The organism is Pseudaeromonas aegiceratis (assembly GCF_046254905.1).
GTDB classification, from domain to species: domain Bacteria; phylum Pseudomonadota; class Gammaproteobacteria; order Enterobacterales; family Aeromonadaceae; genus Pseudaeromonas; species Pseudaeromonas aegiceratis.
Genome location: NZ_CP158016.1, coordinates 2639009 through 2659328, shown reverse-complemented (window position 1 = coordinate 2659328; position 20320 = coordinate 2639009). Strand labels below are relative to the sequence as shown.

At 59.9% G+C, this 20320-nt stretch carries 19 protein-coding genes; 9 read left to right on the top strand and 10 right to left on the bottom strand.

The features are described 5' to 3' along the window. Positions 1–10 precede the first annotated feature (10 nt). The 3 genes from kdsA to rlmM all read left to right on the top strand — a co-directional run bounded on the left by kdsA (position 11) and on the right by rlmM (position 3459). Entirely contained in the window at positions 11–865 is an 855-nt protein-coding gene (kdsA, locus tag ABHF91_RS12515; protein WP_409420605.1) for a 3-deoxy-8-phosphooctulonate synthase, read from the top strand. 528 nt (positions 866–1393) lie between these two features. After that, positions 1394–2362 (top strand): transcriptional regulator GcvA, encoded by a 969-nt coding sequence (locus tag ABHF91_RS12510; RefSeq protein ID WP_409420604.1) that lies wholly within the window; start codon positions 1394–1396, stop codon positions 2360–2362. Then, positions 2359–3459: a 23S rRNA (cytidine(2498)-2'-O)-methyltransferase RlmM gene (gene rlmM, locus ABHF91_RS12505; RefSeq protein ID WP_409420603.1), complete on the top strand. Its 1101-nt coding sequence runs from the start codon at positions 2359–2361 to the stop codon at positions 3457–3459. The genes ABHF91_RS12510 and rlmM overlap by 4 nt, the downstream gene beginning before the upstream one ends. A 58-nt stretch (positions 3460–3517) precedes the next feature. Here the strand turns inward: rlmM and ABHF91_RS12500 are convergent, their stop codons facing one another. From ABHF91_RS12500 to queF, 6 genes are all read right to left on the bottom strand, one after another. Next, positions 3518–4213, bottom strand: a complete 696-nt coding sequence (locus ABHF91_RS12500; RefSeq protein ID WP_409420602.1) for an SDR family oxidoreductase — start codon at positions 4211–4213, stop codon at positions 3518–3520. A gap of 84 nt (positions 4214–4297) precedes the next feature. Continuing rightward, complete coding sequence (gene xni, locus ABHF91_RS12495; RefSeq protein WP_409420601.1) at positions 4298–5086, bottom strand: flap endonuclease Xni; 789 nt, start codon at positions 5084–5086, stop codon at positions 4298–4300. Between the two features lie 2 nt (positions 5087–5088). Then, positions 5089–6444, bottom strand: coding sequence for a nucleotide 5'-monophosphate nucleosidase PpnN (gene ppnN, locus ABHF91_RS12490; RefSeq protein WP_409420600.1), 1356 nt, complete (start codon positions 6442–6444; stop codon positions 5089–5091). A gap of 71 nt (positions 6445–6515) precedes the next feature. After that, positions 6516–8114 carry a GGDEF domain-containing protein gene (locus ABHF91_RS12485; protein ID WP_409420599.1) on the bottom strand — a complete coding sequence of 533 codons (1599 nt, stop codon included), beginning with the start codon at positions 8112–8114 and terminating at the stop codon, positions 6516–6518. Positions 8115–8147: 33 nt separating this feature from the next. Beyond that, entirely contained in the window at positions 8148–10454 is a 2307-nt protein-coding gene (locus ABHF91_RS12480; RefSeq protein WP_409420598.1) for a tetratricopeptide repeat protein, read from the bottom strand. 32 nt (positions 10455–10486) lie between these two features. Next, a complete protein-coding gene (gene queF, locus ABHF91_RS12475) occupies positions 10487–11335 on the bottom strand; it encodes an NADPH-dependent 7-cyano-7-deazaguanine reductase QueF (protein ID WP_409420597.1) in 849 nt (282 codons plus the stop codon). 54 nt (positions 11336–11389) lie between these two features. Here queF and syd point away from each other — a divergent pair, with 54 nt between their 5' ends. Further along, on the top strand, positions 11390–11962 hold the full coding sequence (gene syd, locus ABHF91_RS12470; RefSeq protein ID WP_409420596.1) for a SecY-interacting protein: 573 nt from the start codon (positions 11390–11392) through the stop codon (positions 11960–11962). Here syd and ABHF91_RS12465 read toward each other — a convergent pair. From ABHF91_RS12465 to ABHF91_RS12455, 3 genes are read right to left on the bottom strand one after another with little or no spacing between them, the layout of a single operon-like run. Further along, positions 11927–12700, bottom strand: a complete 774-nt coding sequence (locus tag ABHF91_RS12465) for a Zn-ribbon-containing protein (RefSeq protein ID WP_409420595.1) — start codon at positions 12698–12700, stop codon at positions 11927–11929. The two genes, syd and ABHF91_RS12465, sit on opposite strands and share 36 nt — an antisense overlap. Further along, complete coding sequence (locus ABHF91_RS12460; RefSeq protein ID WP_409420594.1) at positions 12697–12999, bottom strand: hypothetical protein; 303 nt, start codon at positions 12997–12999, stop codon at positions 12697–12699. The genes ABHF91_RS12465 and ABHF91_RS12460 overlap by 4 nt, the downstream gene beginning before the upstream one ends. Before the next feature lie 60 nt (positions 13000–13059). Continuing rightward, positions 13060–13416 carry a DUF3301 domain-containing protein gene (locus ABHF91_RS12455; protein ID WP_409420593.1) on the bottom strand — a complete coding sequence of 119 codons (357 nt, stop codon included), beginning with the start codon at positions 13414–13416 and terminating at the stop codon, positions 13060–13062. Between the two features lie 85 nt (positions 13417–13501). On the opposite strand from ABHF91_RS12455, the gene ABHF91_RS12450 reads away from it, so the two are divergent. The 5 genes from ABHF91_RS12450 (at position 13502) to ptsG (ending at position 19352) form a co-directional block, all read left to right on the top strand. Further along, positions 13502–13831: a YqcC family protein gene (locus ABHF91_RS12450; RefSeq protein WP_409420592.1), complete on the top strand. Its 330-nt coding sequence runs from the start codon at positions 13502–13504 to the stop codon at positions 13829–13831. Between the two features lie 2 nt (positions 13832–13833). Further along, positions 13834–14556 carry a tRNA pseudouridine(65) synthase TruC gene (gene truC / locus ABHF91_RS12445; protein WP_409420591.1) on the top strand — a complete coding sequence of 241 codons (723 nt, stop codon included), beginning with the start codon at positions 13834–13836 and terminating at the stop codon, positions 14554–14556. Positions 14557–14991: 435 nt separating this feature from the next. After that, entirely contained in the window at positions 14992–16254 is a 1263-nt protein-coding gene (locus ABHF91_RS12440) for a maltoporin (protein WP_409420590.1), read from the top strand. A 71-nt stretch (positions 16255–16325) separates the two neighbouring features. Continuing rightward, positions 16326–17393 (top strand): MalM family protein, encoded by a 1068-nt coding sequence (locus ABHF91_RS12435; RefSeq protein ID WP_409420589.1) that lies wholly within the window; start codon positions 16326–16328, stop codon positions 17391–17393. Positions 17394–17879: 486 nt separating this feature from the next. Then, on the top strand, positions 17880–19352 hold the full coding sequence (gene ptsG / locus ABHF91_RS12430) for a PTS glucose transporter subunit IIBC (protein WP_409420588.1): 1473 nt from the start codon (positions 17880–17882) through the stop codon (positions 19350–19352). Between the two features lie 134 nt (positions 19353–19486). Here ptsG and dapD read toward each other — a convergent pair whose 3' ends face one another. Next, positions 19487–20311, bottom strand: coding sequence for a 2,3,4,5-tetrahydropyridine-2,6-dicarboxylate N-succinyltransferase (gene dapD, locus ABHF91_RS12425; protein ID WP_409420587.1), 825 nt, complete (start codon positions 20309–20311; stop codon positions 19487–19489). Positions 20312–20320: the final 9 nt, after the last annotated feature.

Here is a 20320-nt window from a genome sequence, read left to right as displayed (position 1 = left end):
GGCATCCAGGATGCAAAAGGTCGTCACCCTCGACAATGGGATCAAGGTAGCCAACGATCAGCCCTTCGTGCTGTTTGGCGGCATGAACGTGCTGGAGTCGCGGGATCTGGCCCTGCGCATCTGCGAGCGCTATGTGGAAGTCACCAGCAAGCTGGGCATCCCCCTGGTGTTCAAGGCCAGCTGGGACAAGGCCAACCGCTCCTCCGTGCACTCCTATCGGGGGCCTGGGCTGGAGGAGGGGCTGAAGATCTTCGAGGAGATCAAGCGCACCTTCAAGGTGGCCCTCATCACGGACGTGCACGAGCCGCACCAGGCCAAGCCGGTGTCCGAGGTGGTGGATGTGCTGCAGCTGCCGGCCTTCCTGGCCCGCCAGACGGATCTCGTCGAGGCCCTGGCCCGGACCGGCAACGTGATCAACGTGAAGAAGCCCCAGTTCCTCAGCCCGGGTCAGGTGAAGAACATCGTCGAGAAGTTTGCCGAGTGTGGCAACGAGCGGGTGATCCTGTGCGAGCGCGGGGTGAACTTCGGCTACGACAACCTGGTGGTGGACATGCTGGGCTTTGGCGTGATGAAGCAGGCCAGCGGCGGCTCACCGGTGATCTTCGACGTGACCCATGCCCTGCAGTGCCGGGACCCCATGGGGGCGGCCTCCGGTGGGCGTCGCGAGCAGGTGGCCGAGCTGGCCCGGGCCGGCATGGCGGTGGGGCTGGCCGGTCTGTTTATCGAGTCCCATCCGGATCCGGATGGTGCGCGCTGCGACGGTCCCAGCGCCTTGCCGCTGGACAAGCTGGAGCCCTTCCTGGCCCAGATGCAGGCCATCGACAGCCTGGTGAAGGGCTTCGCCCCGCTGGATACCCGCAGCTAAGCGAGTGCCGCCCAGCAGGTAAAGAAAAGCCCCGAGACCGGGGCTTTTTGCATCCTGGTATCACCAGGCCGGACATGGAGAGTAAAGGCGGGAGGGGATCTCCCTGGCAAGCCGCAGAAGTGCTATCCCACAGCCAGAAAGGCAGGGGATCAGCGGACTTCGTAGCGGAAATAATACTGGCGGGTGGCCGGGGTATAGCGCTCACCAGTGGTTTCCTTTTGACCGCGTTCCTTTACTCGGTTGCTCAGGTTCAGATAGATGTTAAACATGGTGTGTCTCCTCAATGGACTCGTTTTGTGACTTGCGTCACGTAAATGCTAGGTCTGATGTGTGACGCAGATCAACAAATATTTTCAGTCAACCCTTGATTTTTTGTTTGAATGCGTTTTCAGTGAGCGTTTTCAAATTCACTGGGTTCCATTAAGGTCCTTTTTTGGCGACGTGTAGCTGGTGCAGGCAAATTTTGTGGTGAGCCGTCGCGACTGCCCCTATAATCCGCGCCATTAGAAAATCTTATCCGCGAGCACCATGTCCAGACGACTTCCTCCCCTCAATGCCCTCAAGGCGTTCGAAGCGGCCGCCCGCCATCTGAGCTTTACCCGGGCGGCGGAGGAACTGTTTGTCACCCAGGCGGCCATCAGCCACCAGATCAAGGCGCTGGAGGAGTTTCTCGGTATCAAGCTGTTCCGTCGCCGCAATCGCTCCTTGCTGCTGACCGAAGAGGGGCAGGGTTACTTCCTGGATATCAAGGACATCTTCGCCGCCATCGCCGAGGCGACCCAGAAGCTGGTGGCCCGCAGTGCCAAGGGGGCACTGACCGTGACCCTGCAGCCGAGCTTCGCCATCCAGTGGCTGGTGCCGCGCTTGATGCAGTTCAGCGAGCGGCATCCGGACATAGACGTGCGGATCAAGGCGGTGGACATGGACGAAGGTTCCCTGTCCGAAGACGTGGATGTGGCCATCTATTACGGGCGGGGCAACTGGCCCGGCCTGCGTTGTGACAAGCTGCACACCGAGTATCTGGTGCCGGTCTGTTCACCGCGGCTGCTGCAGGGGCCGCGGCCCCTGCGCAGTCCGGCAGATCTGGCCTGGCACACCCTGCTGCATGACAGTTCGCGGCGGGACTGGAATGCCTGGTTTCGCCAGGTGGGGGTGGAAGTGCCCAACGTGAACCAGGGGCCCATCTTCAGCCACTCCACCATGGTGATCCAGGCGGCGGTGCATGGCCAGGGGGTGGCCCTGGGGCACAGCGTGCTGGCACAGCCCGAGTTGGCGGCGGGGCGTCTCGTCTGCCCGTTCGAGCAGGTGCTGGTGAGCAAGAATGCTTATTACCTGGTCTGCCAGGAAAACCAGGCGGATCTGGGCAAGATCGCCGCCTTCCGCGCCTGGATGCTGGAGCTGGTGGCGCAGGAGGAGCGGGAACGCCTGCCGGGACAACCGGTGGGCGCCACGGTGGATGAGGATGCGGCGGACGCGGCATCCGGGAGAGTTGAATGAATCATCTGATGTTGTATTGCCGGCCGGGCTTCGAGAAGGAGATGGCGGCCGAGATCCAGGACAAGGCGGTGGCCCTGGACTGTTTCGGGTTTTCCCGTGTGGTGGAGAACAGCGGTTATGTGCTGTTCGAGTGTTATGGCGAGGAGGATGCCGACAAGCTGGCCCGGCGTCTGCCGTTCCGCGAGCTGGTGTTCGCTCGCCAGATGCTGGTGATGACCCAGGAGCTGGTGGATCTGGATCCCAGCGACCGCATCAGCCCCATACTGGCGGCGGTGGCGAACTATCCCCAGTGCGGTACCCTGCGGGTGGAAACGGCGGACACAAATGAAGCCAAGGAACTGACCACCTTCTGCCGCAAGTTCAGCGTGCCGTTGCGCCAGGCCCTGCGGGGCGCCGGCAAGCTGACCCAGGAGGAGACCCATCGCCGCCCCGTGCTGCACCTCTTCTTCCTGGCCAACAATCACCTGATGGTGGGTTACTCCTATACCACCAACAATTCCCCCTTCCACATGGGGATACCGCGCCTGCGCTTCCCCGGCGATGCCCCCAGCCGTTCGACCCTCAAGCTGGAGGAGGCGCTGCATGTCTTCGTACCGGATGATGAGTGGGAGATCCGCCTGCGCTCCGGTCTGAACGCGGTGGATCTGGGAGCCAGCCCGGGAGGCTGGACCTATCAGCTGGTCAAGCGGGACATGATGGTGACGGCGGTGGACAACGGTCCCATGGCCGAGTCCCTGATGGAGACGGGCCAGGTCAAACACATCAAGGAGGATGGCTTTCGCTATCGGCCCACCAAGAAGAACACCTACTGGCTGGTGTGCGACATGGTGGAGAAGCCGGCGCGGGTGACTCACCTCATCGCCAGCTGGTTCCGTGACGGCCTGTGTCAGGAGGCCATCTTCAACCTCAAGCTGCCCATGAAGAAGCGTTATGCCGAGGTGGAGCACAACCTGGACATGTTGAAGACCTGGCTGGCCGAGATCGACGACCACTTCGTCATTCAGGCCAAGCAGTTGTATCACGACCGTGAGGAGATCACCCTGCACGTCTACAACATGCAGCAGTTGGTGCGGCGCAAGTCCGGCTCCATCCAGTAAGGTGGGCGAGGTCGCCAAGGGAAAAAGCGAGCCAAACGGCTCGCTTTTTTTATTGCCGCTACCAGGGCAGCTGCTGGCCGTCGTAGCTGATGAACTTGCCGCTGCTGGCGGCGTCCAGCCGCTCCAGGGTCAGCAGCAGGGTGCTGGCGGCATCCTCCACGTCCAGGGGCGCCGCCTCACCGCCCATGTCGGTCTTCACCCAGCCCGGGTGCATGGCGTAGGCCTGGATCCCCTTGTTGGCCAGATCCAGGGCCAGGCTGCGCAGCACGGCATTCAGGGCCGCCTTGGAGGAGCGGTAGAGGTAATGCCCCCCCTGGTGGTTTTCGCTGATGGAGCCCATGACGCTGCTGATGACGGCGATACGCTTGGCATCACCAGCTTCCAAGTTGCTCAGGAAGGTTTCCACCAGGCGCAGGGGGGCCATGGCATTGACCGCCATCACCTGTTGCCAGGCATAGTAGTCGGTCTGTCCCAGTGCCTGCTCGGGTGGGCCATAGAGGCCGGCGTTGGCGATCAGCCAGTCGATGGGGGTGCCGGCCAGCGCCTCCTTGAGCTGCAGGTACTCTTCTGGCTCGGTGACATCCAGCTGGTGGATGGCCAGCTTGGGATAGATCTCCGCCAGCTTGTGCAGCTGCTGGGCCTGATAGGGGGTGCGGCAACAGGCGATGACCTGATCATCGCGCCGCAGACAGGCGTGGGTGAGGGCCAGCCCTATGCCGCGGTTGGCACCCGTGATCAAGGTGGTCAGGGACATGATGACTCCTTAGCCGTTGGGCTGCAGATTGGCCGTTAGGCGGCGCGTCAGCCACCCGGCGCCACTCAGCTGGCGGGCATCATGTCAGGCGGTCGGCGCCGGGCGGGGCCTGTAACGGATATCCTTCAAGTTAAAGCCTAGTGGAATATCCTGGCGCAGGCGGACCAAAGTTTGCGCCAGACGAGCCTCATCTGCAGCCTCTTGTACCTTGTGCAGGCGCTTGTCATCGGCCTCGACCCGGAGCATGGCGTCGAGCGAACCATACTGCTGCAACAGCTCGGCGGCACCCTTGGGTCCTATGCCGGGCACCCCCTTGATGTTGGAGCCCGCCAGTCCGCACAGGGCCCAGTAATCCACCAGGCTGGTGGAGGGGACGCCGAAGTGCTGGCCCACGAAGGCCTCGTCCAGCCAGCGCCTGTTGAAGTAATCGCGGATCTGCAGCCCCTGGGGCAACAGCTGGCAGAAGCCCTTGTCGGTGGAGATCAGGGTGACCGGCTGGCCGTGGCTGGCCATGCCGGCCATCAGGGTGGCGATGAGATCGTCCGCCTCGTCGGTGTCGCTCAGCAGGGCATCCACCCCCAGGGACCAGAGCCGGGCCTGCAGCAGTTCCAGCCCCTCGGCCAGGGCCGTGGGCATGGCGTTGCGACCGGCCTTGTACTCCGGGTAGAGGGCCTTGCGCCAGCTGTCGCCCTGGCCGTCAAATACCGCCAGCACATGGCTGGGGTTTACCTCCGCCAGTATGCTACTGACGGCGCGCTCCATGGTCTGGGCGGTGGCCAGCAGGCGGGAGGGGTTGTCCGCCTGCTGGCGCTCCTGCACGGCATACAGGCGGCGGATCAGGTTCATGGCATCCAGTAACAGCAGGTGTGCCATGGCTAGCGGATGATCTCGTAACAGGGCTGATAGTGGCTGCCGGGCAGTTTCATCCGCCCCTGGGCGACGAAGTGCTGCAGCAGCTTGTCCATCATGGCCATCAGCTCCTTGTCGCCATTGAGCTGAAAGGGGCCCTTGCGCTCGATGGCTTTCAGGCCGGCCTCCTTGACGTTGCCGGCGACGATGCCGGAGAAGGCCCGCCGCAGGTTGGCCGCCAGCTGCTGGGGCGGTTGCTCCCAATGCAGGTTCAGTGCCGTCATGGCCTCATGGCTGGGTTCGAAGGGCAGCTGGAATTCCGGCTCTATCTTCAGGGACCAGTTAAAGGAGTAGGCATCCCCCACCGCCTTGCGGTATTCCCGCACCTTGGGCATGGCCTGCTTCATCACCCGGGCTACCTCGGCGGCATCATCCAGGATGATCTGATAGTGGCGGGTGGCCTCCTCGCCCAGGGTGGCGCGAATGAACTCGTCCAGACTGTGGAAGTAGTCCCGGCTGCTGGCCGGCCCGGTCAGCACTATGGGCAGCGGCTGGTGCTGGTTGGCCGGGTTCATCATGATCCCTAGGATATACAGCAGCTCCTCGGCGGTGCCCACGCCACCAGGGAAGATGATGATGCCGTGGCCGATGCGCACGAAGGCTTCCAGCCGTTTTTCGATGTCCGGCATGATCACCAGCTCGCTGACGATGGGGTTGGGCGGCTCGGCGGCGATGATGGAGGGCTCGGTCAGGCCGACATAGCGGCGGTTGTCATAGCGCTGTTTGGCGTGACCCACGGCGGCGCCCTTCATGGGGCCCTCCATGGCGCCGGGACCGCAGCCGGTGCAGACGTTCAGTTCCCGCAGACCCAGCTCGCTGCCCACCTCCCGGGTGTAGTGGTACTCCTCGGCGTTGATGGAGTGGCCGCCCCAGCAGACCACCAGATTGGGCACTTCACCGGAATGGATGGTGCGGGCGTTACGCAGTATGGAGAAGACGTAGTTGGTGATGTGCACCGAGCTCGTCAGGTTGATGGTGCAGTCCGCCTCGCGCTTGTTGCTGACGTAGAGGATGTCCCGCAACACGGAGAACAGGTGCTCCTGGATGCCGCGGATGATTTCACCATCCACGAAGGCACCGTCCGGCGCATGGAACAGCTCCAGCTTGACCCCGCGCTCTCGGCGGATGACGTTGATTTCGAAGTTGGCAAACTTCTCAAGGATTTCCTTAGAGCTGTCGGTCTGGCTGCCGGAGTTGAGTACCGCCAGGGAGCAGTTGCGAAACAGTTGATAGGTGGCACCGGAGGCGGCTTGCTTGAGGCGGTCGACCTCCAGCTGGGAGAGCTGCTCCATGGAGCCGACGGGATTGATATAGGTGATCATGGAATACCCCTGATACGGCTTGGGTGAGCAGTGCCCCAAACGGGGCACTGAGGATGACCGGGGGAGGCGGCTTAGCTGCGGTAGATGATCCTATCCCGGCCATGGTTTTTGGCTTCGTACAGGGCGCGGTCGGCCCGTTCGAAGGCATCTGCGGGCTTGTCGCCGTCCTTGAGCAGGGTGGCGCCCATCGACACCGTGATCTCCACCTTGTCGTCCTTGAAGCGGAAGGGAATGCTCTTGACCACGGCACGGATCTTCTCCAGCGGCGCCAGGAAGCTGTCGGCATCAATGCCGGGCAGCAGCACCACGAACTCTTCGCCGCCATAGCGGGCGATGAAGTCGGTTTCCCGCAGGGCACGGCTCATGGCGCGGGCGATCACCTTGAGGGCCTTGTCACCGGCCAGGTGGCCGAAGCGGTCATTGATGGACTTGAAGAAGTCGATGTCGATGATGGCCAGGCCCAGGGGGGATTGGTAGCGCTGCCAGCGTTTGAACTCCAGATCCAGGCGTTCGTCCAGGGCCGCCCGGTTATACACCTGGGTCAGGCTGTCCAGCAGCAGCTTGTGCTTCTGCTGGGCCATGCGCTTCTTGTATTCGGCCGTCTCATCCTTCAGCAGGTTGAGGCGGCTCTCCATGGCCATCATCTCGTCCAGCAGCTCCCGCTCCCGGACGTGGAAGCCCTGGCGCTCCTGCAGCAGGGTCTGGAGCATGGTCATGTTCTGTTCTATGTTGGTCTTGAGATCCTCCAGGCTGCTGGCGGTGTTCAGCTGGTAGTGGATGTCTTCGATGTGGCGGTGCAGGTGCTGGCTGTTGGACAGTCCCTGCTCATGCAGCGCTAGGCCACTTTCCATGGACTCGCTGAACTGCAGGTGCACCGAACTCAGGCTGTCGTTGAGGCTGGCCAGGAACAAATGGGATTCGCGGCGCTCCTGCCGAGCCCCTTCGATGACGAGCTCCACCAGCTCCAGGCAGAGGGCCGGCAGCGCTGTGGCTTCGACGCCGGTGAGCAGGTTACGGCGGATCTCGGACAGCTGTTCCCCCACCGGGCCGGTGAAGTCCAGCTCGGTGATGAGGCGTTGCAGCTCGTCGCAGATGCGGGCATGCATCTGGGGATCCAAAGAACGATACTCGCCAGCGTCTTCGTTGGCGGGGACTTCCTGTGCCGACTGGGGCGCATCCTTATTCAGCAACAGGTTGCGGATGGCCTGCTGATAGAGATCCATCAACCTGCTGATGCGACCCTGCAGTTCGGTCAGGGTGTGGCCTTCCCCTTCGTGTTGCAGCTCCTTGGCTTCACGGCGCAGCTTCTCGGGTAGTAGACGAATGGCACTCAGGGTGCGGCCACCCTCCTTGAGCTGCTGGCGCCCGGCACGCAGGGACTCTTCCAGGGTGATGTCGATGTTTTGCAGCAATTTCTCCACCACCAGCAGCTCGCTGGCCAGCAGGTGGATGGGCTGGTTTTCTTCGAAGCGCTGGCGCAACTTGGCCAGCCGGTTATCCAGCTCTCTATCATGGCCGCGACAAGCCTGCATGAGCCGGGTGATGAACTGGATGCTGCGGGTGCGCTCCAGCTCGGATTGCTCCGACAGTTGCCCCAGCTCCAGCTCCTTCTGCTCTAACTTTTCGCGCAGACGGGTCAACTGCCCTGTGATGACCGACGCATCATTCATCTGTGATAATTCCTAAGCGTTTTTATCTCGTAGTTATTCTGCTGTCTTCTTCTCGCCGGTCGTCGGCGCCCGGGGAGGCAGCGATTCGCCTTGTTGCAGCAGTGCATCTCTTAGCCCCAGAAGATGCCAATCTATCAGCTGTTTTCCGTGCAAAGCGTTGACTTTAACCAAACCTTTGTCAATAGCCTGCAAAGTCCGGGCACGAACCTGCCCATTGAAAAATGCCGCCTGCTGACAGTCAATGGCGGAGAGCTCAACCCATGAGCTGGCCGAGGTTTTCTCTGCCAGTTGCCGGGCGGCAGCCAAGGCCAGCTGGGCCAGCTCCAGCAGTTGGATGGCGGAGACAGCGCGGGGGGCGCGGCTGAGGAAGGGGTAACTGACCAAGCCGGCCGCCAACTGACCGGGAACCTTGAAGTGTTGCAGGGGCTCGGCCAGCACGGCAAACAGCTGCTCCAGCCAGCGGCTGACAGTTTGGGGGCTGCTTTGGCTGAACAGCACCATCAGTTTACCCCCTGGTTGGTGATACAGCTGGGCATGGTCGGGCAGGGCGTCCCGGAGCCGGGCCACCAGGATCTGCTCAACCCGCTCCGCCTGTTGTTCCCCCAGCTGGTCGCTCAGGGCATCCAGTCCGGGCAGGCGCAAGGCGACAAACTGGCGTCCCTGGTTGAGGGGATGATCCGGATGGGTGTCCAGGTAGTTGAGGCTGCCATAGCCTTGGGGGGTGGGCGGGGTGAGATCCAGCAGCAGCTGTTCCATGCTGGGCAGGCCTGTGCTGGGCACCTGCAGCAGGCGGGCGCGGCTGGCCTGCAAGTCGTCGTCCTTGCGACAGGCCCGCAGCCAGATCTGCAGCAGCAGGAAGCCGAGAAACAGCAGACCCAGGGTGGAGAATGATCCGTACCAGAGGTAATGACGTTTTTGCTCAAGCAACTCGGCCTGTTCGGCCTCCATGGCCTTGAGCTGTCGCTCCTTGTCCAGCAGGGCATAGCTGGTACGGAACTGTTCGTTACCCAGGGATTGTTGTTGTTCCTGCTGCTGGCGCAGGCTGGCATTGAAGCGCTTGTAGTTTTGCAGGGCCTCGGCAAACAGGCCTTTTTGTTCATAGGCGCGGGAGAGCAGCAAGAAGATCTCCGGCGGCGGGGTCTCGCCCTGGGGCAGTTGCTGCAAGGCAGTTTCCACCAGGGGAATGACCACGCCGGCATCCTGCTGCGCCAGGTAGAGATCCCCTAAGGCCAACAGGGTGCGCAGCTCCCCCGAATAGGACTTGCCCAGCTTGAAGGCATTGCGGGCGGCACTGAGGTAGGCGCGGGCCTCGGCATACTTGCCCAACATCAGGTAGGTCTTGCCGATCTGGTGGTTGAGCTCCGCCAGTTGCAGCGGCCGATTGACGTTGCGATACAGATCCAGGGCATTGAACAACAGGGCCAGGGCCAGGTTGGCATTGCCGGACTCACGCACCAGATCCGCCAGGCGGATCAGGGCGTCCGCCAGCCAGATGCCGTTGTTGATCCGCTGGTAATTATCCACGGCAATCTCGCCCCAACGGATGGCCTGGGTCATGTCACCCCGGCGGTGCAGTATGTCGCTCATGCGATCGGCCATCTGGGCCTGAAGCAGGAAGTCGTCGTACTCACCGGCCAGCTTCATGGCGTCGGAATAGTAGCCCAGGGCCAGATCGTCCTGTTGCTGGCTGCGCATCAGTTCGCCGTACAGGGCCGAGTACCAGGCCTGGCTGGCGGGGGCCGGGAAGCGCTGCAGCGTTTGATGCCATTGATCCAGCTGGCTGCGGGCTTCATCCACATGACTGCGTTGTATGCTGGTGAGGATCTGCAGCCATTGCCGCTGCTCCTGCACGGTTTCCGGCAGGGTGACGCCGCGCTGCAGCAGTTTGTCCAGCCGTTCGGCGGCCACCTGGCTGCCAAGATAATCTCGCACGTCCAGTGCCAGCAGGCGCTGTTGCAGGTAGAGGGTGAAGGCCTCCAGATCCGGTTGCCGACCGCGGCGTGCCAGCAGGCGACTCTCCTCCAGCAACCGTTCCGTCTGGGGATATTGCTGGTTCTGGCTCAGGCAGCGGCTCAGGATCAATTCGGCCATGATGGTCTGGCTGGGGGTACGGTAGAGTTCCAGCTCGGATTTGCCCTGGCCGTTGCGACCGACACTGGCTGGGTTGCCGGTTAAGGGATCGCGGCGCAAAAAGTTATGGCTGAGCTGGATGCACAGATCCGGCCGGCTGAGCCCCTGCTCCTGGGCATGGGCTAGCTCGCTGGGCAGATCGGGTCTGTCCAGCAGGGGAGGGGGCAATTGCAGGCCAGAAAGCAATAACACCAGGGAGACTAATTGCATGGGCTATCTGTGCGCCGGTTGCTTGCCTGCCGCTATTGGCGGATCAGGCGCAGGTTCGCGGGCGGAGCCTCCCAATCACTGCGAAATGGATTGATGTCCAGACCGCCGCGCCGGGTATAGCGGGCATAGACGGTCAGCTGTTGACAGTGGCAGTGGCGCTTGAGATCCATGAAGATGCGCTCGACACACTGCTCATGGAACTCATTGTGTTGCCGAAAGGAGACCAGGTAGCGCAGCAGCCGCGCCCGGTCCAGACGCGGGCCGCGGTAGTGGATCTGCACGCTGCCCCAATCGGGCTGATGGGTCACCAGGCAATTGGATTTGAGCAGATGACTGTAGAGGGTCTCTTCTATCACCTCAGCGCCGGCGGCGCCCTCCAGCCAAGCGGGATTGAACGCATAGTCATCGATCTGGATGTCCTGCTCGTCCAGACTCTCCCCCTCCAGCCGGGCAATGGCATGGGGGGGCTCGTCCAGTCCATACAGCCGGACCTGTACCTCACCCTGAGCACAGGCGCTGAGATCCTGGGCCAGCAGGCTGGCCACGGTGGCGCGATCGGCAAACGCAGATTGATTGAAACTGTTGAGATACAGCTTGAAGGACTTGGACTCGATGAGATTGAGGCTGTCAGCCGGAACCCGCACTTCCCCCACCGCCACCTGGGGTTTGCCGCTGAGGTTCAGCCAGGAGAGTTCATAGAGGGTCCAGATATCCTCTCCGCTGAAGGGTAAGGACGCCGGCAGATGGAGATCGTCACGGTTGAGCCGGCGCGGCACTGGCTGCAGCAAGGCCGGCGTGTAGGTGGCGATATAGTCACTACGCTGGCCAAGGGCGAGGCCGTGCAGGGCGTTGTCACCCTGGTAGCGAGACTGCTGTGACATGGGCTTCTCTGCTGGGATAAGATGGTATCTAATCAGCTATTTTGAGTAATTCCCATGTCGGATCAAGTTGTTTCCGCCCTGTCAGCGTTTTTCGACCGTTGGTTGCGCTACCAGGCCCACAGAGCGATCCCACTCCAGGTAGAAGTTGAGCCCGATTGGGTCTCTCCTTGCCTCTATGGGCCCCTGATGGCGGGTTGGCAGCGCTGGCGTCCCAGCCTGCGTCATGCTCCGGCCAGCATGGCCAACCTGGAGACGGCTCTGGATACCCGGTTTCATCCGGCGGTGACGGCCTTCTATTGCCATTGGTTTTCCCAACCGCTAGCCGCCAGCTTCAAGGGCTTGGCGGTGACCCTGGTGCAGCCCTGGAATGAGGAGGACTATGCCCGCCTGCAGGAGAATTTGTTGGCGCACTGGCTGATGCAACGGCGGCTCAAACTGCCCGAGACCCATTTTCTGGCCACCACGGGTCGGGACGATCGGGTGATCAGCCTGGACAACCTCAGCGGCGAGGTATGGCTGGAGCAGCTGGGGGTTGGCGGCGTGGCCCGACTGGCGCCGGACCTGGCCAGTTTTCTGGCGCGGCTCGAGCCGTTAGTCGCGCCAGTCCCAGGAGAGGTTGGACACTAGCTGGCAGACTGGGCAGCAAAAGTCGAACACGCCATGCCAGGGCTCGGTCAACAGCCAGTGTCCGCCACAGCCCGGGCAGGGGCGGTTCTTCTCTTCGGTCAGGCTGGTACCGCCCAGGCGGTAGAGATAGTAGTAGACGGGGCGTGCCAATTGGCCGGCCAGGCGTTGGGCCAGCTTGCGGCCCCGGCGGCTCAGATCGCTGTCCAGCTCACTGAGCTCTCGGGTGGCGGCATGTTGCAGCACGCTGCCATTCATCTGCAGCTGATCACAGGCCTGCCAATCCTCCTGCCACTGTACCAGTTGCTTCTGATCCCCGTTGGATAGCGCCGGCAAGCGATAGAGGGGCACGGGGGCGAAGTGCTCGGCACAGCGGACCGGTGAGCAGGTGTGCAGGAAGCTGGTAAAGAAGATCAAGGCCTCCGGCGTGGCACAGGGATCTGTCTCATCACTAAACAGCTCCTGGCCCAGCACCTTGACCCTGGGAGCCAGGAGCCCCGCCTGGTGCAGCCCCTGCTCGGCCTGTTGCACCTGGTCACTGGCAAAATCCGGATGCAGGCTGCGCGGTTCCGGGCACAAGACGTGGGCGGTAAAACCGCTGTCACCCATCAGGGTGGGAAATTCCCGCCCCTGGATCTGCCCCTGGTCCCGCAAGGCGGCCAGGTACAAGCCAATGGCCTCCTCGGCCACGGCGAGCCGGGTATCTTGATAGCACTCGAACTGTAGACGGCAGAGGATCATGGGGCCGTCTTGTCCGCTAACTGCGCCTTGAGCTCTGCCAACTCGCTACGCAGTTGGCGGATCTCCTGCTCCAGGGGGCGTAACAAGGCCAGCCAGGCCTCCGGGACGGCCGGTGGGCTGAGATCCACTTCGCTGGCGGCCGGCGGATTGGTGGGGGATTGCTTCCAGCGCTGCAGGGTGCTGATCAGCAGATTGAGCGGCACTGGGCTGCTCAGGCGGTGCTTGATCAGGGCAACGGTCGGGGTCTTGCCCTCGGCCTGCAGGGCGTTGGCGATGGCAAAAATCTCTTCGGTACTCATGTTGACCTCATGGCGGCCTGTGGGGATGGCGGAATACGCCTTCTATATATAAGGCAAGCCTCAGGGCTTATGGCGTCGACTGCCGGGGAAGGGCAGTATCTGGGCACTGTGGCTGGCGGCTGACTGGGGTGGCGCGATACGGAAGATGGGGGAGCCTAACCCGGTGAGAAAGCATTCACCTTGGCGGCTGGCTTCCCCATCGTCACTGAACTCGAACCAAAATCCCTGGGGACGACGCAACAGGCTGCCCAGCAACACCAGCGGAATTCCCTCGCCTCGGGCCATGGAGAGATACTGATAATCGTGTTGTTGGCAGTAGCGCCGGATGTGGCGTTCTGCCGCCTCGGCCTGACGACGACGCTGCCAGAATTCGGCGACCAGCAGAGCCATCCCCATGAGGGCGAGCAGTTCTTGCATGCCATCCTCCCTTGAATCGAGGCCACTCAATATAGGGAGTTTGAGCCATTAATGCTATAGTGCGCGCCCCGGTTCAGGAGGTCGCATGTCAGCAAGATTTTTGATTTTATTAGATGCACTTGAGGCGGAGCTGAAGCTGCAATCCCTCTGGAGTCATGAAGCGCCCAGCCCGGAACAGTTGGCCAGCCAGCTGCCCTTTGCGGTGGACAGTCTGGCGTTTCATCAGTGGCTGCAGTTCATCTACCTGCCGAGGCTGCGTGACCTGCTGGCGCAGGGCGCCCGTCTGCCGAGCAAGGTGGCCGTCTATCCCATGGCCAGCGAAGTCTACAAGCATGAGCTGGTGCAGCGTGGCGCCTTGCTAGAATGTCTCGCCCGCCTGGATGAGGCCATGACGGGAGAAGCGGTGACGCGCTGATCATGAGTGACCTCAAGCTGCTCTATCAAGACGATCACCTGGTGGTGGTGCACAAGCCGGCTGGTCTGCTGGTGCACCGCAGTTGGCTGGACAAGGGGGAGACCCGCTTCGCCATGCAGATGACGCGGGATCTCGTGGGGCGGCATGTGTTTCCCGTGCATCGGCTGGATCGGCCAACCTCCGGCCTCCTGCTCTTTGCCTTGGATCCCCAGACCGCCAATCGCCTCAGCCAGGCGTTTGCCCAGCATCAGGTCAGCAAGGAGTATCTGGCGGTGGTGCGCGGCTGGACACCGGCCCAGCACTATATTGATTACCCACTCAAAGAAGAGTTGGACCCCATCGCCGACAGGTTTTGCGATCCCAACAAGCCGGCTCAGGCCGCCCAGACCTGGCTGCAGACGCTGGCCAAGGTGGAGCTGCCCTTCGCCGTGTCACCGCGGCACCCTTCCAGCCGTTACAGCCTGGTGCGCCTGCGTCCCCATACCGGCCGAAAACATCAGCTGCGCCGGCACCTGGCCCACCTTTCCCATCCCATAGTGGGGGACACCACCCATGGCGATGGTCGACACAACCAATTTTTTCGCCAGCAATTCGGTTCCCATCGCCTGCTGCTGCTCCATCACTGCCTGACGTTTCGCCACCCTCATCTGGGGATCCCCATCCAGTGCCGCACCGAATTGGATCCGGAGTTGCAAACACTCTGGGCCCAATTGGGCTGGTTTTAACGAATAAAGCCGAAAGTCTTATCGAGGTAGAGCAAACTAACTACTCTGTCGCGGTTCGCTAAATGGTGATTTGAAAGCGTTTTCTATCGACATTTCTAGAAAAAAAAAGTTCCGCACAATGAGTGATCTTCCTCATGAACCCACTTGCCATGGCTAGGTTGTTCATTAACCAAAATTTTGCCATAAACTGAAATGTTCACGTTGTTTGGAGATATATCCCGTTGTTTTTATTGTTCAAGATTTTTTATCTAAGTTTGTGCGTTTTTTTAGATTTGGTTTGTTGGGTAAGGGCCGTTGTGAATTTGTGACGGGACTCAATTCCCGGCGGGGAGGGGATCCCTATAATGGCCCCCGGGCAGTCGTTAGATGACTCCATCTGATGATCAGTTTCCGCGATTAAATCCAGTTACCCAACAAGGGATATAAGGAACAATTATGAAAGCAAAGTGGCTTCCAATTTCTGCAGCAGTGGCAATGGCGCTGGCTTCTGCCTCCGCTTCCGCCGTTGATTTCCATGGTTATATGCGTTCTGGTGTGGGCATCTCCCAAGATGGGTCTACTCAGACTTACGAAAAGAACAAGGTTGGTCGTCTGGGCAACGAAGCTGACACCTACGGTGAGCTGCAACTGGGTCAAGAAGTCTACAACAAGGCCGGCAAGTCCTTCTACGTTGACTCAATGCTGGCTGTGACTTCCGATGGCTCCAATGACTGGGAAGATACCACCAACGAAGATGCTAACTTCGCGTTGCGTCAATTCAACGTCCAGGCCAAGAACCTGTTCGGTGGCAACGAGACCCTGTGGGCCGGTAAGCGTTTCTACCAACGTCATGACATCCATATCTCCGACTTCTACTACTGGAACATCTCCGGTGCCGGCGCCGGTATCGAAGGCATCCAGGCTGGTCCTGGCCAACTGTCCCTGGCCTGGGTACGTAACGACCGTGCTTCCAGCGAAGGTACCGGTGTGACTGGTAACCTGAACGTCAATACCCTTGACGCCCGCTACGCTGGTATCCCCCTGTGGAGCGATGCTTCCCTGGAACTGGGCGTAGACTATGCCATCGTTAACCCGACCGACTCTCAGGATGACGAAAACCCGGACCTGAAGGATGGCGTCATGATCACCGCCGAACTGACCCAAGGTCTGCTGGGTGGCTTTAACAAGACCGTGCTGCAATACGGTACCGAAGGTTATGCCAAGAGCTTCGCCTTCTACGGTGACGGTAGCTGGTACGGCGCCGAAACCTCTAAGGGTGCTGACGGCTTCCGCATCATCAACCACGGTGTTATCTCCCTGGGCGACAGCTGGGACATCAGCCACCAGTTGGTTTATGGTGTAGCTAACGACTGGAATTCTGGTTACAGCGACAAGTATGAAACCTTCTCTGCTGTAGTGCGTCCGGTTTACAAGTGGAACGACAACATGAAGACCATCTTGGAAGTTGGTTATCATGATGACTCCATCTCTTATGTGAATGGTCACTCTAGCGACGGTTACAACGGTGCCAAGTACACTGTTGCTCAAGCCTTCACCGCTGGTAAGGGCTTCTGGGCTCGTCCGGAAATCCGTATCTACGCAACCTACCTGGATGTAGGTGGTAAGGCTTGGCAGAGCGATACTGAACAAACTCCGTTCAACGGTGGCGACGACAGCAGCACTTGGAACTTTGGTGTACAAGCCGAAGCCTGGTGGTAAGCTAAGCTGACCTAGTTAAGACTGCCCCCGTCTAACGGGGGCATTTTTTTTAACCATAAAAAGGTGTTTGGATGAAAGCGACGAGATTGACCATAGTGTTATTGGCAGCGATGTTGGGCGCCTGTTCAACCGTGGAAAATATGGTTGTGCCGACCAGCCAATACAAAGCCGTTTTGGATAATCGGCAGCAGGCCATGGACGCCTTGTCCCAGTCCAGCAGTTGCTGCGCTAATGTAGCCAATTTCCCTTACACCGCCATCCCGGCCGATTTCGATTCTTTGGTGGTGATCGATGGATCCTCACCTGTCTATGCGTTTGCAGACGGCAAGAGTTTCTTCGCCGCCTATCAGCTGCCGCAAAATAGCGGAGACCTGCGCATTACCATTGCCGCGCAAATCGACAAGACGGTCTTCAAACCCAAGATTGTCATGCTGGATAGCCAGTTCCACGTGACACGGGTGATTGATGACACCATCTTCCACTACGAGCCGGTTCATCTGATGGACGGTGACCGGATTGAAGGGGTGTTCAGTGTCGATCGTACCTATGTTGGCAACCCCAACAACGAGACCTACATGGTTCTCTACACGCCCAATAACCAACTGGGAGAGCTGACCAAGACCATACACCCTTCCAAGCTGATGGCTAAGTCACTGGCGGTGGTGGATCCTGGCTTGCCTGATCCGGAAATTCCCCATTCTCCCTGGGGTCTGGTCAAGATCTCGCTGGAGGACATGTCCAACGACACTGGGCTGACTAACATCTTCAAGCCCACTTATGGTCCGCAGGATACCGCGTATCGTCCGCAGTCCGCTCAGGCTGCTGCCGCCGCGGCCGCACCCAATAAGTTGCAGGTGGCGGCTCCCGTGGCCGTCGCAGCCAGCAGCACGGCAACGGCACAGTCGACTGCCAACAATGCCATCGTGGCTCCCAATGCCCAAGTGGTTGCCCAGCCGGCGGCTAGCTCTTCTGCCGTCATGCTGACCGAAACCGAGCAGATGTATAACCAGATGATATTGCAAGCCGTGCAGGCCGGTGATATCAGCAAGGCGATGACCCTGGCGGCCGAGGCTGAGCGGGCGGGTTCCCGCAGTGCCAAGGATACCTTTATCCAGGCGGTTAAACAGACACAGCGTTGAGCGAGTGCTGACATCAAGGCCGAGCCATTGTGCTCGGCTTTTTTATGCCAAAAATCAAAACAGTAGGAATAATGCCAGGGGGATGCTAGATTGGCCCCAAAAGGAACAATCCTCTCTGTCTTTTCATTGGCTAGACCGATCTGTTAACCATTTCACGTTGTTACGTTGCGTTACCATTAGAGTCAGCCTTGAAATATTGGGTTTTATATCGCAAATATTACTAACCAAACTGAAACTATATTTGTCATGTTCTTTTGATAAGCTGATAGTGAAATATTGTTTCAGAATTTAAGCTTCTGTTTTGTAAGAACTTTCTTTGTGATCCTCCCTTCGTTTTTATCATTCCGTTAATCGCTTCATCCTGAGTTCAAGTTATAGTCCCCTCGTTGAATACACTCGTAAAAATCAGAAGGTTCTGGTTTAAACAGAGCCCGGTGTATTGCAATAAACCTTAAAGGATGCACACTCCTCAGGAGCTCAAACACTATGATCAAAAATGCATTTGCCAACCTGCAAAAAGTCGGTAAATCGCTGATGTTGCCAGTGTCCGTACTGCCCGTAGCAGGTATTCTGCTGGGCGTCGGTGCCGCCAAGTTCAGCTGGTTGCCAGCCATTGTTTCTCAAATCATGGAGCAAGCCGGTGGTGCCGTTTTCGGCAACATGGCTTTGATCTTCGCTATCGGTGTCGCGTTGGGCTTCACCAACAACGACGGCGTCTCCGCCCTGGCGGCCACCGTTGGCTACGCCATTCTGACCAAGACCCTGACCGTGGTTGCCCCTGTGGTGGCTGGTCTGGATCCGACCGCTGCCAACTATGCTGACATGGTGAGCAAGGTCTCCGAAACTGGGGTACTGGGCGGTATCGTTGCTGGTGGTATCGCGGCGTATATGTTCAACCGCTTCTACCGTATCCAACTGCCTGACTACCTGGGCTTCTTCGCCGGTAAGCGTTTCGTGCCCATCATCACTGGCTTTGCCGCCATCCTGGCTGCTGTGGTTATGGCGTTCATTTGGCCCCCCATCGGTGGCGCCATCAACGCCTTCTCTCACTGGGCTGCCTACCAGAACCCGACCGTTGCCTACGGTATCTACGGTATCGTAGAGCGTTCTCTGATCCCCTTCGGTCTGCACCACATCTGGAACGTGCCCTTCTTCTTCCAGGCTGGTGATTGCGTCAGCAATACCGGTGAAACCCTGCACGGCGTGCTGACCTGCTACTTGTCTGCCGATGACGCCTCTCGCGCAGCCGGTCACGGCTTCGGTCAGCTGGCTGGTGGTTACATGTTCAAGATGTACGGTCTGCCTGCTGCCGCCATCGCCATGTGGCATTCTGCCAAGCCGGAAAACCGCGCCAAGATCGGTGGTATCATGATCTCCGCCGCGCTGACCTCTTTCCTGACCGGTATCACCGAGCCGATCGAGTTCTCCTTCTTGTTCGTTGCTCCGGTTCTGTACGCCATCCATGCGCTGCTGGCTGGTTCTGCCTTTGTGGTCACCAACCTGCTGGGCATGGTACACGGGACCTCCTTCTCCCACGGCTTCATTGACTTCGTGGTGCTGTCTGCTCACGCGCAGAAGATGTGGCTGTTCCCGGTTGTCGGCCTGATCTACGCTGCCATCTACTACGTGGTCTTCCGCGTAGCCATCCAGGCGTGGGATCTTAAGACCCCGGGTCGTGAAGACACCGCTGAAGAAGAATCTGTTGCCGACATGGCCGAGCACTTCATGGCTGAGCAACTGGTCACTGCCTTCGGTGGCAAGGAAAACATCACCAACCTGGATGCCTGTATCACTCGCCTGCGCATCAGCGTGAAGGAAGTGGCCAAGGTTGACCAAGCCAAGCTCAAGCAACTGGGCGCGGCTGGGGTCGTGGTGGCTGGCTCCGGTGTTCAAGCCATCTTCGGCACCAAGTCTGACAACCTGAAGACCGACATGGACCAGTGGATCAAAACCCACTAAGACCTAAGGTCTGAACAACAAGGGAAGCTGCGGCTTCCCTTTTTTTATTTGTGCGCTGGCCAGTGCTGGGGGATATCAGATAAAACAAAAGGGCGCCTGGGCGCCCTTGGTCATTTCACGCGGCGGTGAAGCGCTTAGTCGATGCTGCGCAGCAGGGCGTTGATACCGACCTTGGAGCGGGTCTTGGCATCCACCTTCTTGACGATGACGGCGCAGTAGAGGCTGTACTTGCCGCACTTGGAGGGCAGGTTGCCGGAAACTACCACTGAGCCCGCGGGCACGCGGCCATAGTGGATCTCGCCGGTTTCGCGGTCATAGATGCGGGTGGATTGGCCGATGAAGACGCCCATGGAGATCACGGAACCCTCTTCCACGATCACCCCTTCCACCACTTCGGAACGGGCACCGATGAAGCAGTTGTCTTCGATGATGGTGGGGTTGGCCTGCAGGGGTTCCAGCACGCCACCGATCCCGACACCGCCGGACAGGTGAACATTGGCACCGATCTGGGCACAGGAGCCGACGGTGGCCCAGGTGTCGACCATGGTGCCTTCACCGACGCGGGCGCCGATGTTGACATAGGAGGGCATCAGCACGGCATTGGGGGCAATGAAGGCGCCCTTGCGCACAGTGGCAGGCGGCGCTACCCGGATGGATTCTTGCTTGAAACGCTCGGGAGTGTAGTCGGCAAACTTCAGGGGCACCTTGTCATAATACTGGGTGCCAGGAGCGGCCACGGCCTGGTTTTCGTTGATCCGAAAATAGAGCAGCACCGCTTTTTTCAGCCATTGATGCACGACCCACTCGCCGGCGATTTTTTCGGCCACCCGGGCGGTCCCGGCATCCAGCAATTCGATGGTCTGCAGGATGGCGGCACGGGTCACCGGATCCACGCTGGTGGGGGTGATGGCATCGCGACGCTCAAAGGCGTCCTCGATGATGCGTTGTAACTCGGTCATTTTTGTCTC

Excerpts from the sequence above, each read along its gene's own strand:
- kdsA (WP_409420605.1), top strand. The coding sequence starts at position 11 with ATGCAAAAGGTCGTCACCCTCGACAATGGGATCAAGGTAGCCAACGAT.
- ABHF91_RS12510 (WP_409420604.1), top strand. The coding sequence starts at position 1,394 with ATGTCCAGACGACTTCCTCCCCTCAATGCCCTCAAGGCGTTCGAAGCG.
- rlmM (WP_409420603.1), top strand. The coding sequence starts at position 2,359 with ATGAATCATCTGATGTTGTATTGCCGGCCGGGCTTCGAGAAGGAGATG.
- ABHF91_RS12500 (WP_409420602.1), bottom strand. The coding sequence starts at position 4,213 with ATGTCCCTGACCACCTTGATCACGGGTGCCAACCGCGGCATAGGGCTG.
- xni (WP_409420601.1), bottom strand. The coding sequence starts at position 5,086 with ATGGCACACCTGCTGTTACTGGATGCCATGAACCTGATCCGCCGCCTG.
- ppnN (WP_409420600.1), bottom strand. The coding sequence starts at position 6,444 with ATGATCACCTATATCAATCCCGTCGGCTCCATGGAGCAGCTCTCCCAG.
- ABHF91_RS12485 (WP_409420599.1), bottom strand. The coding sequence starts at position 8,114 with ATGAATGATGCGTCGGTCATCACAGGGCAGTTGACCCGTCTGCGCGAA.
- ABHF91_RS12480 (WP_409420598.1), bottom strand. The coding sequence starts at position 10,454 with ATGCAATTAGTCTCCCTGGTGTTATTGCTTTCTGGCCTGCAATTGCCC.
- queF (WP_409420597.1), bottom strand. The coding sequence starts at position 11,335 with ATGTCACAGCAGTCTCGCTACCAGGGTGACAACGCCCTGCACGGCCTC.
- syd (WP_409420596.1), top strand. The coding sequence starts at position 11,390 with ATGTCGGATCAAGTTGTTTCCGCCCTGTCAGCGTTTTTCGACCGTTGG.
- ABHF91_RS12465 (WP_409420595.1), bottom strand. The coding sequence starts at position 12,700 with ATGATCCTCTGCCGTCTACAGTTCGAGTGCTATCAAGATACCCGGCTC.
- ABHF91_RS12460 (WP_409420594.1), bottom strand. The coding sequence starts at position 12,999 with ATGAGTACCGAAGAGATTTTTGCCATCGCCAACGCCCTGCAGGCCGAG.
- ABHF91_RS12455 (WP_409420593.1), bottom strand. The coding sequence starts at position 13,416 with ATGCAAGAACTGCTCGCCCTCATGGGGATGGCTCTGCTGGTCGCCGAA.
- ABHF91_RS12450 (WP_409420592.1), top strand. The coding sequence starts at position 13,502 with ATGTCAGCAAGATTTTTGATTTTATTAGATGCACTTGAGGCGGAGCTG.
- truC (WP_409420591.1), top strand. The coding sequence starts at position 13,834 with ATGAGTGACCTCAAGCTGCTCTATCAAGACGATCACCTGGTGGTGGTG.
- ABHF91_RS12440 (WP_409420590.1), top strand. The coding sequence starts at position 14,992 with ATGAAAGCAAAGTGGCTTCCAATTTCTGCAGCAGTGGCAATGGCGCTG.
- ABHF91_RS12435 (WP_409420589.1), top strand. The coding sequence starts at position 16,326 with ATGAAAGCGACGAGATTGACCATAGTGTTATTGGCAGCGATGTTGGGC.
- ptsG (WP_409420588.1), top strand. The coding sequence starts at position 17,880 with ATGATCAAAAATGCATTTGCCAACCTGCAAAAAGTCGGTAAATCGCTG.
- dapD (WP_409420587.1), bottom strand. The coding sequence starts at position 20,311 with ATGACCGAGTTACAACGCATCATCGAGGACGCCTTTGAGCGTCGCGAT.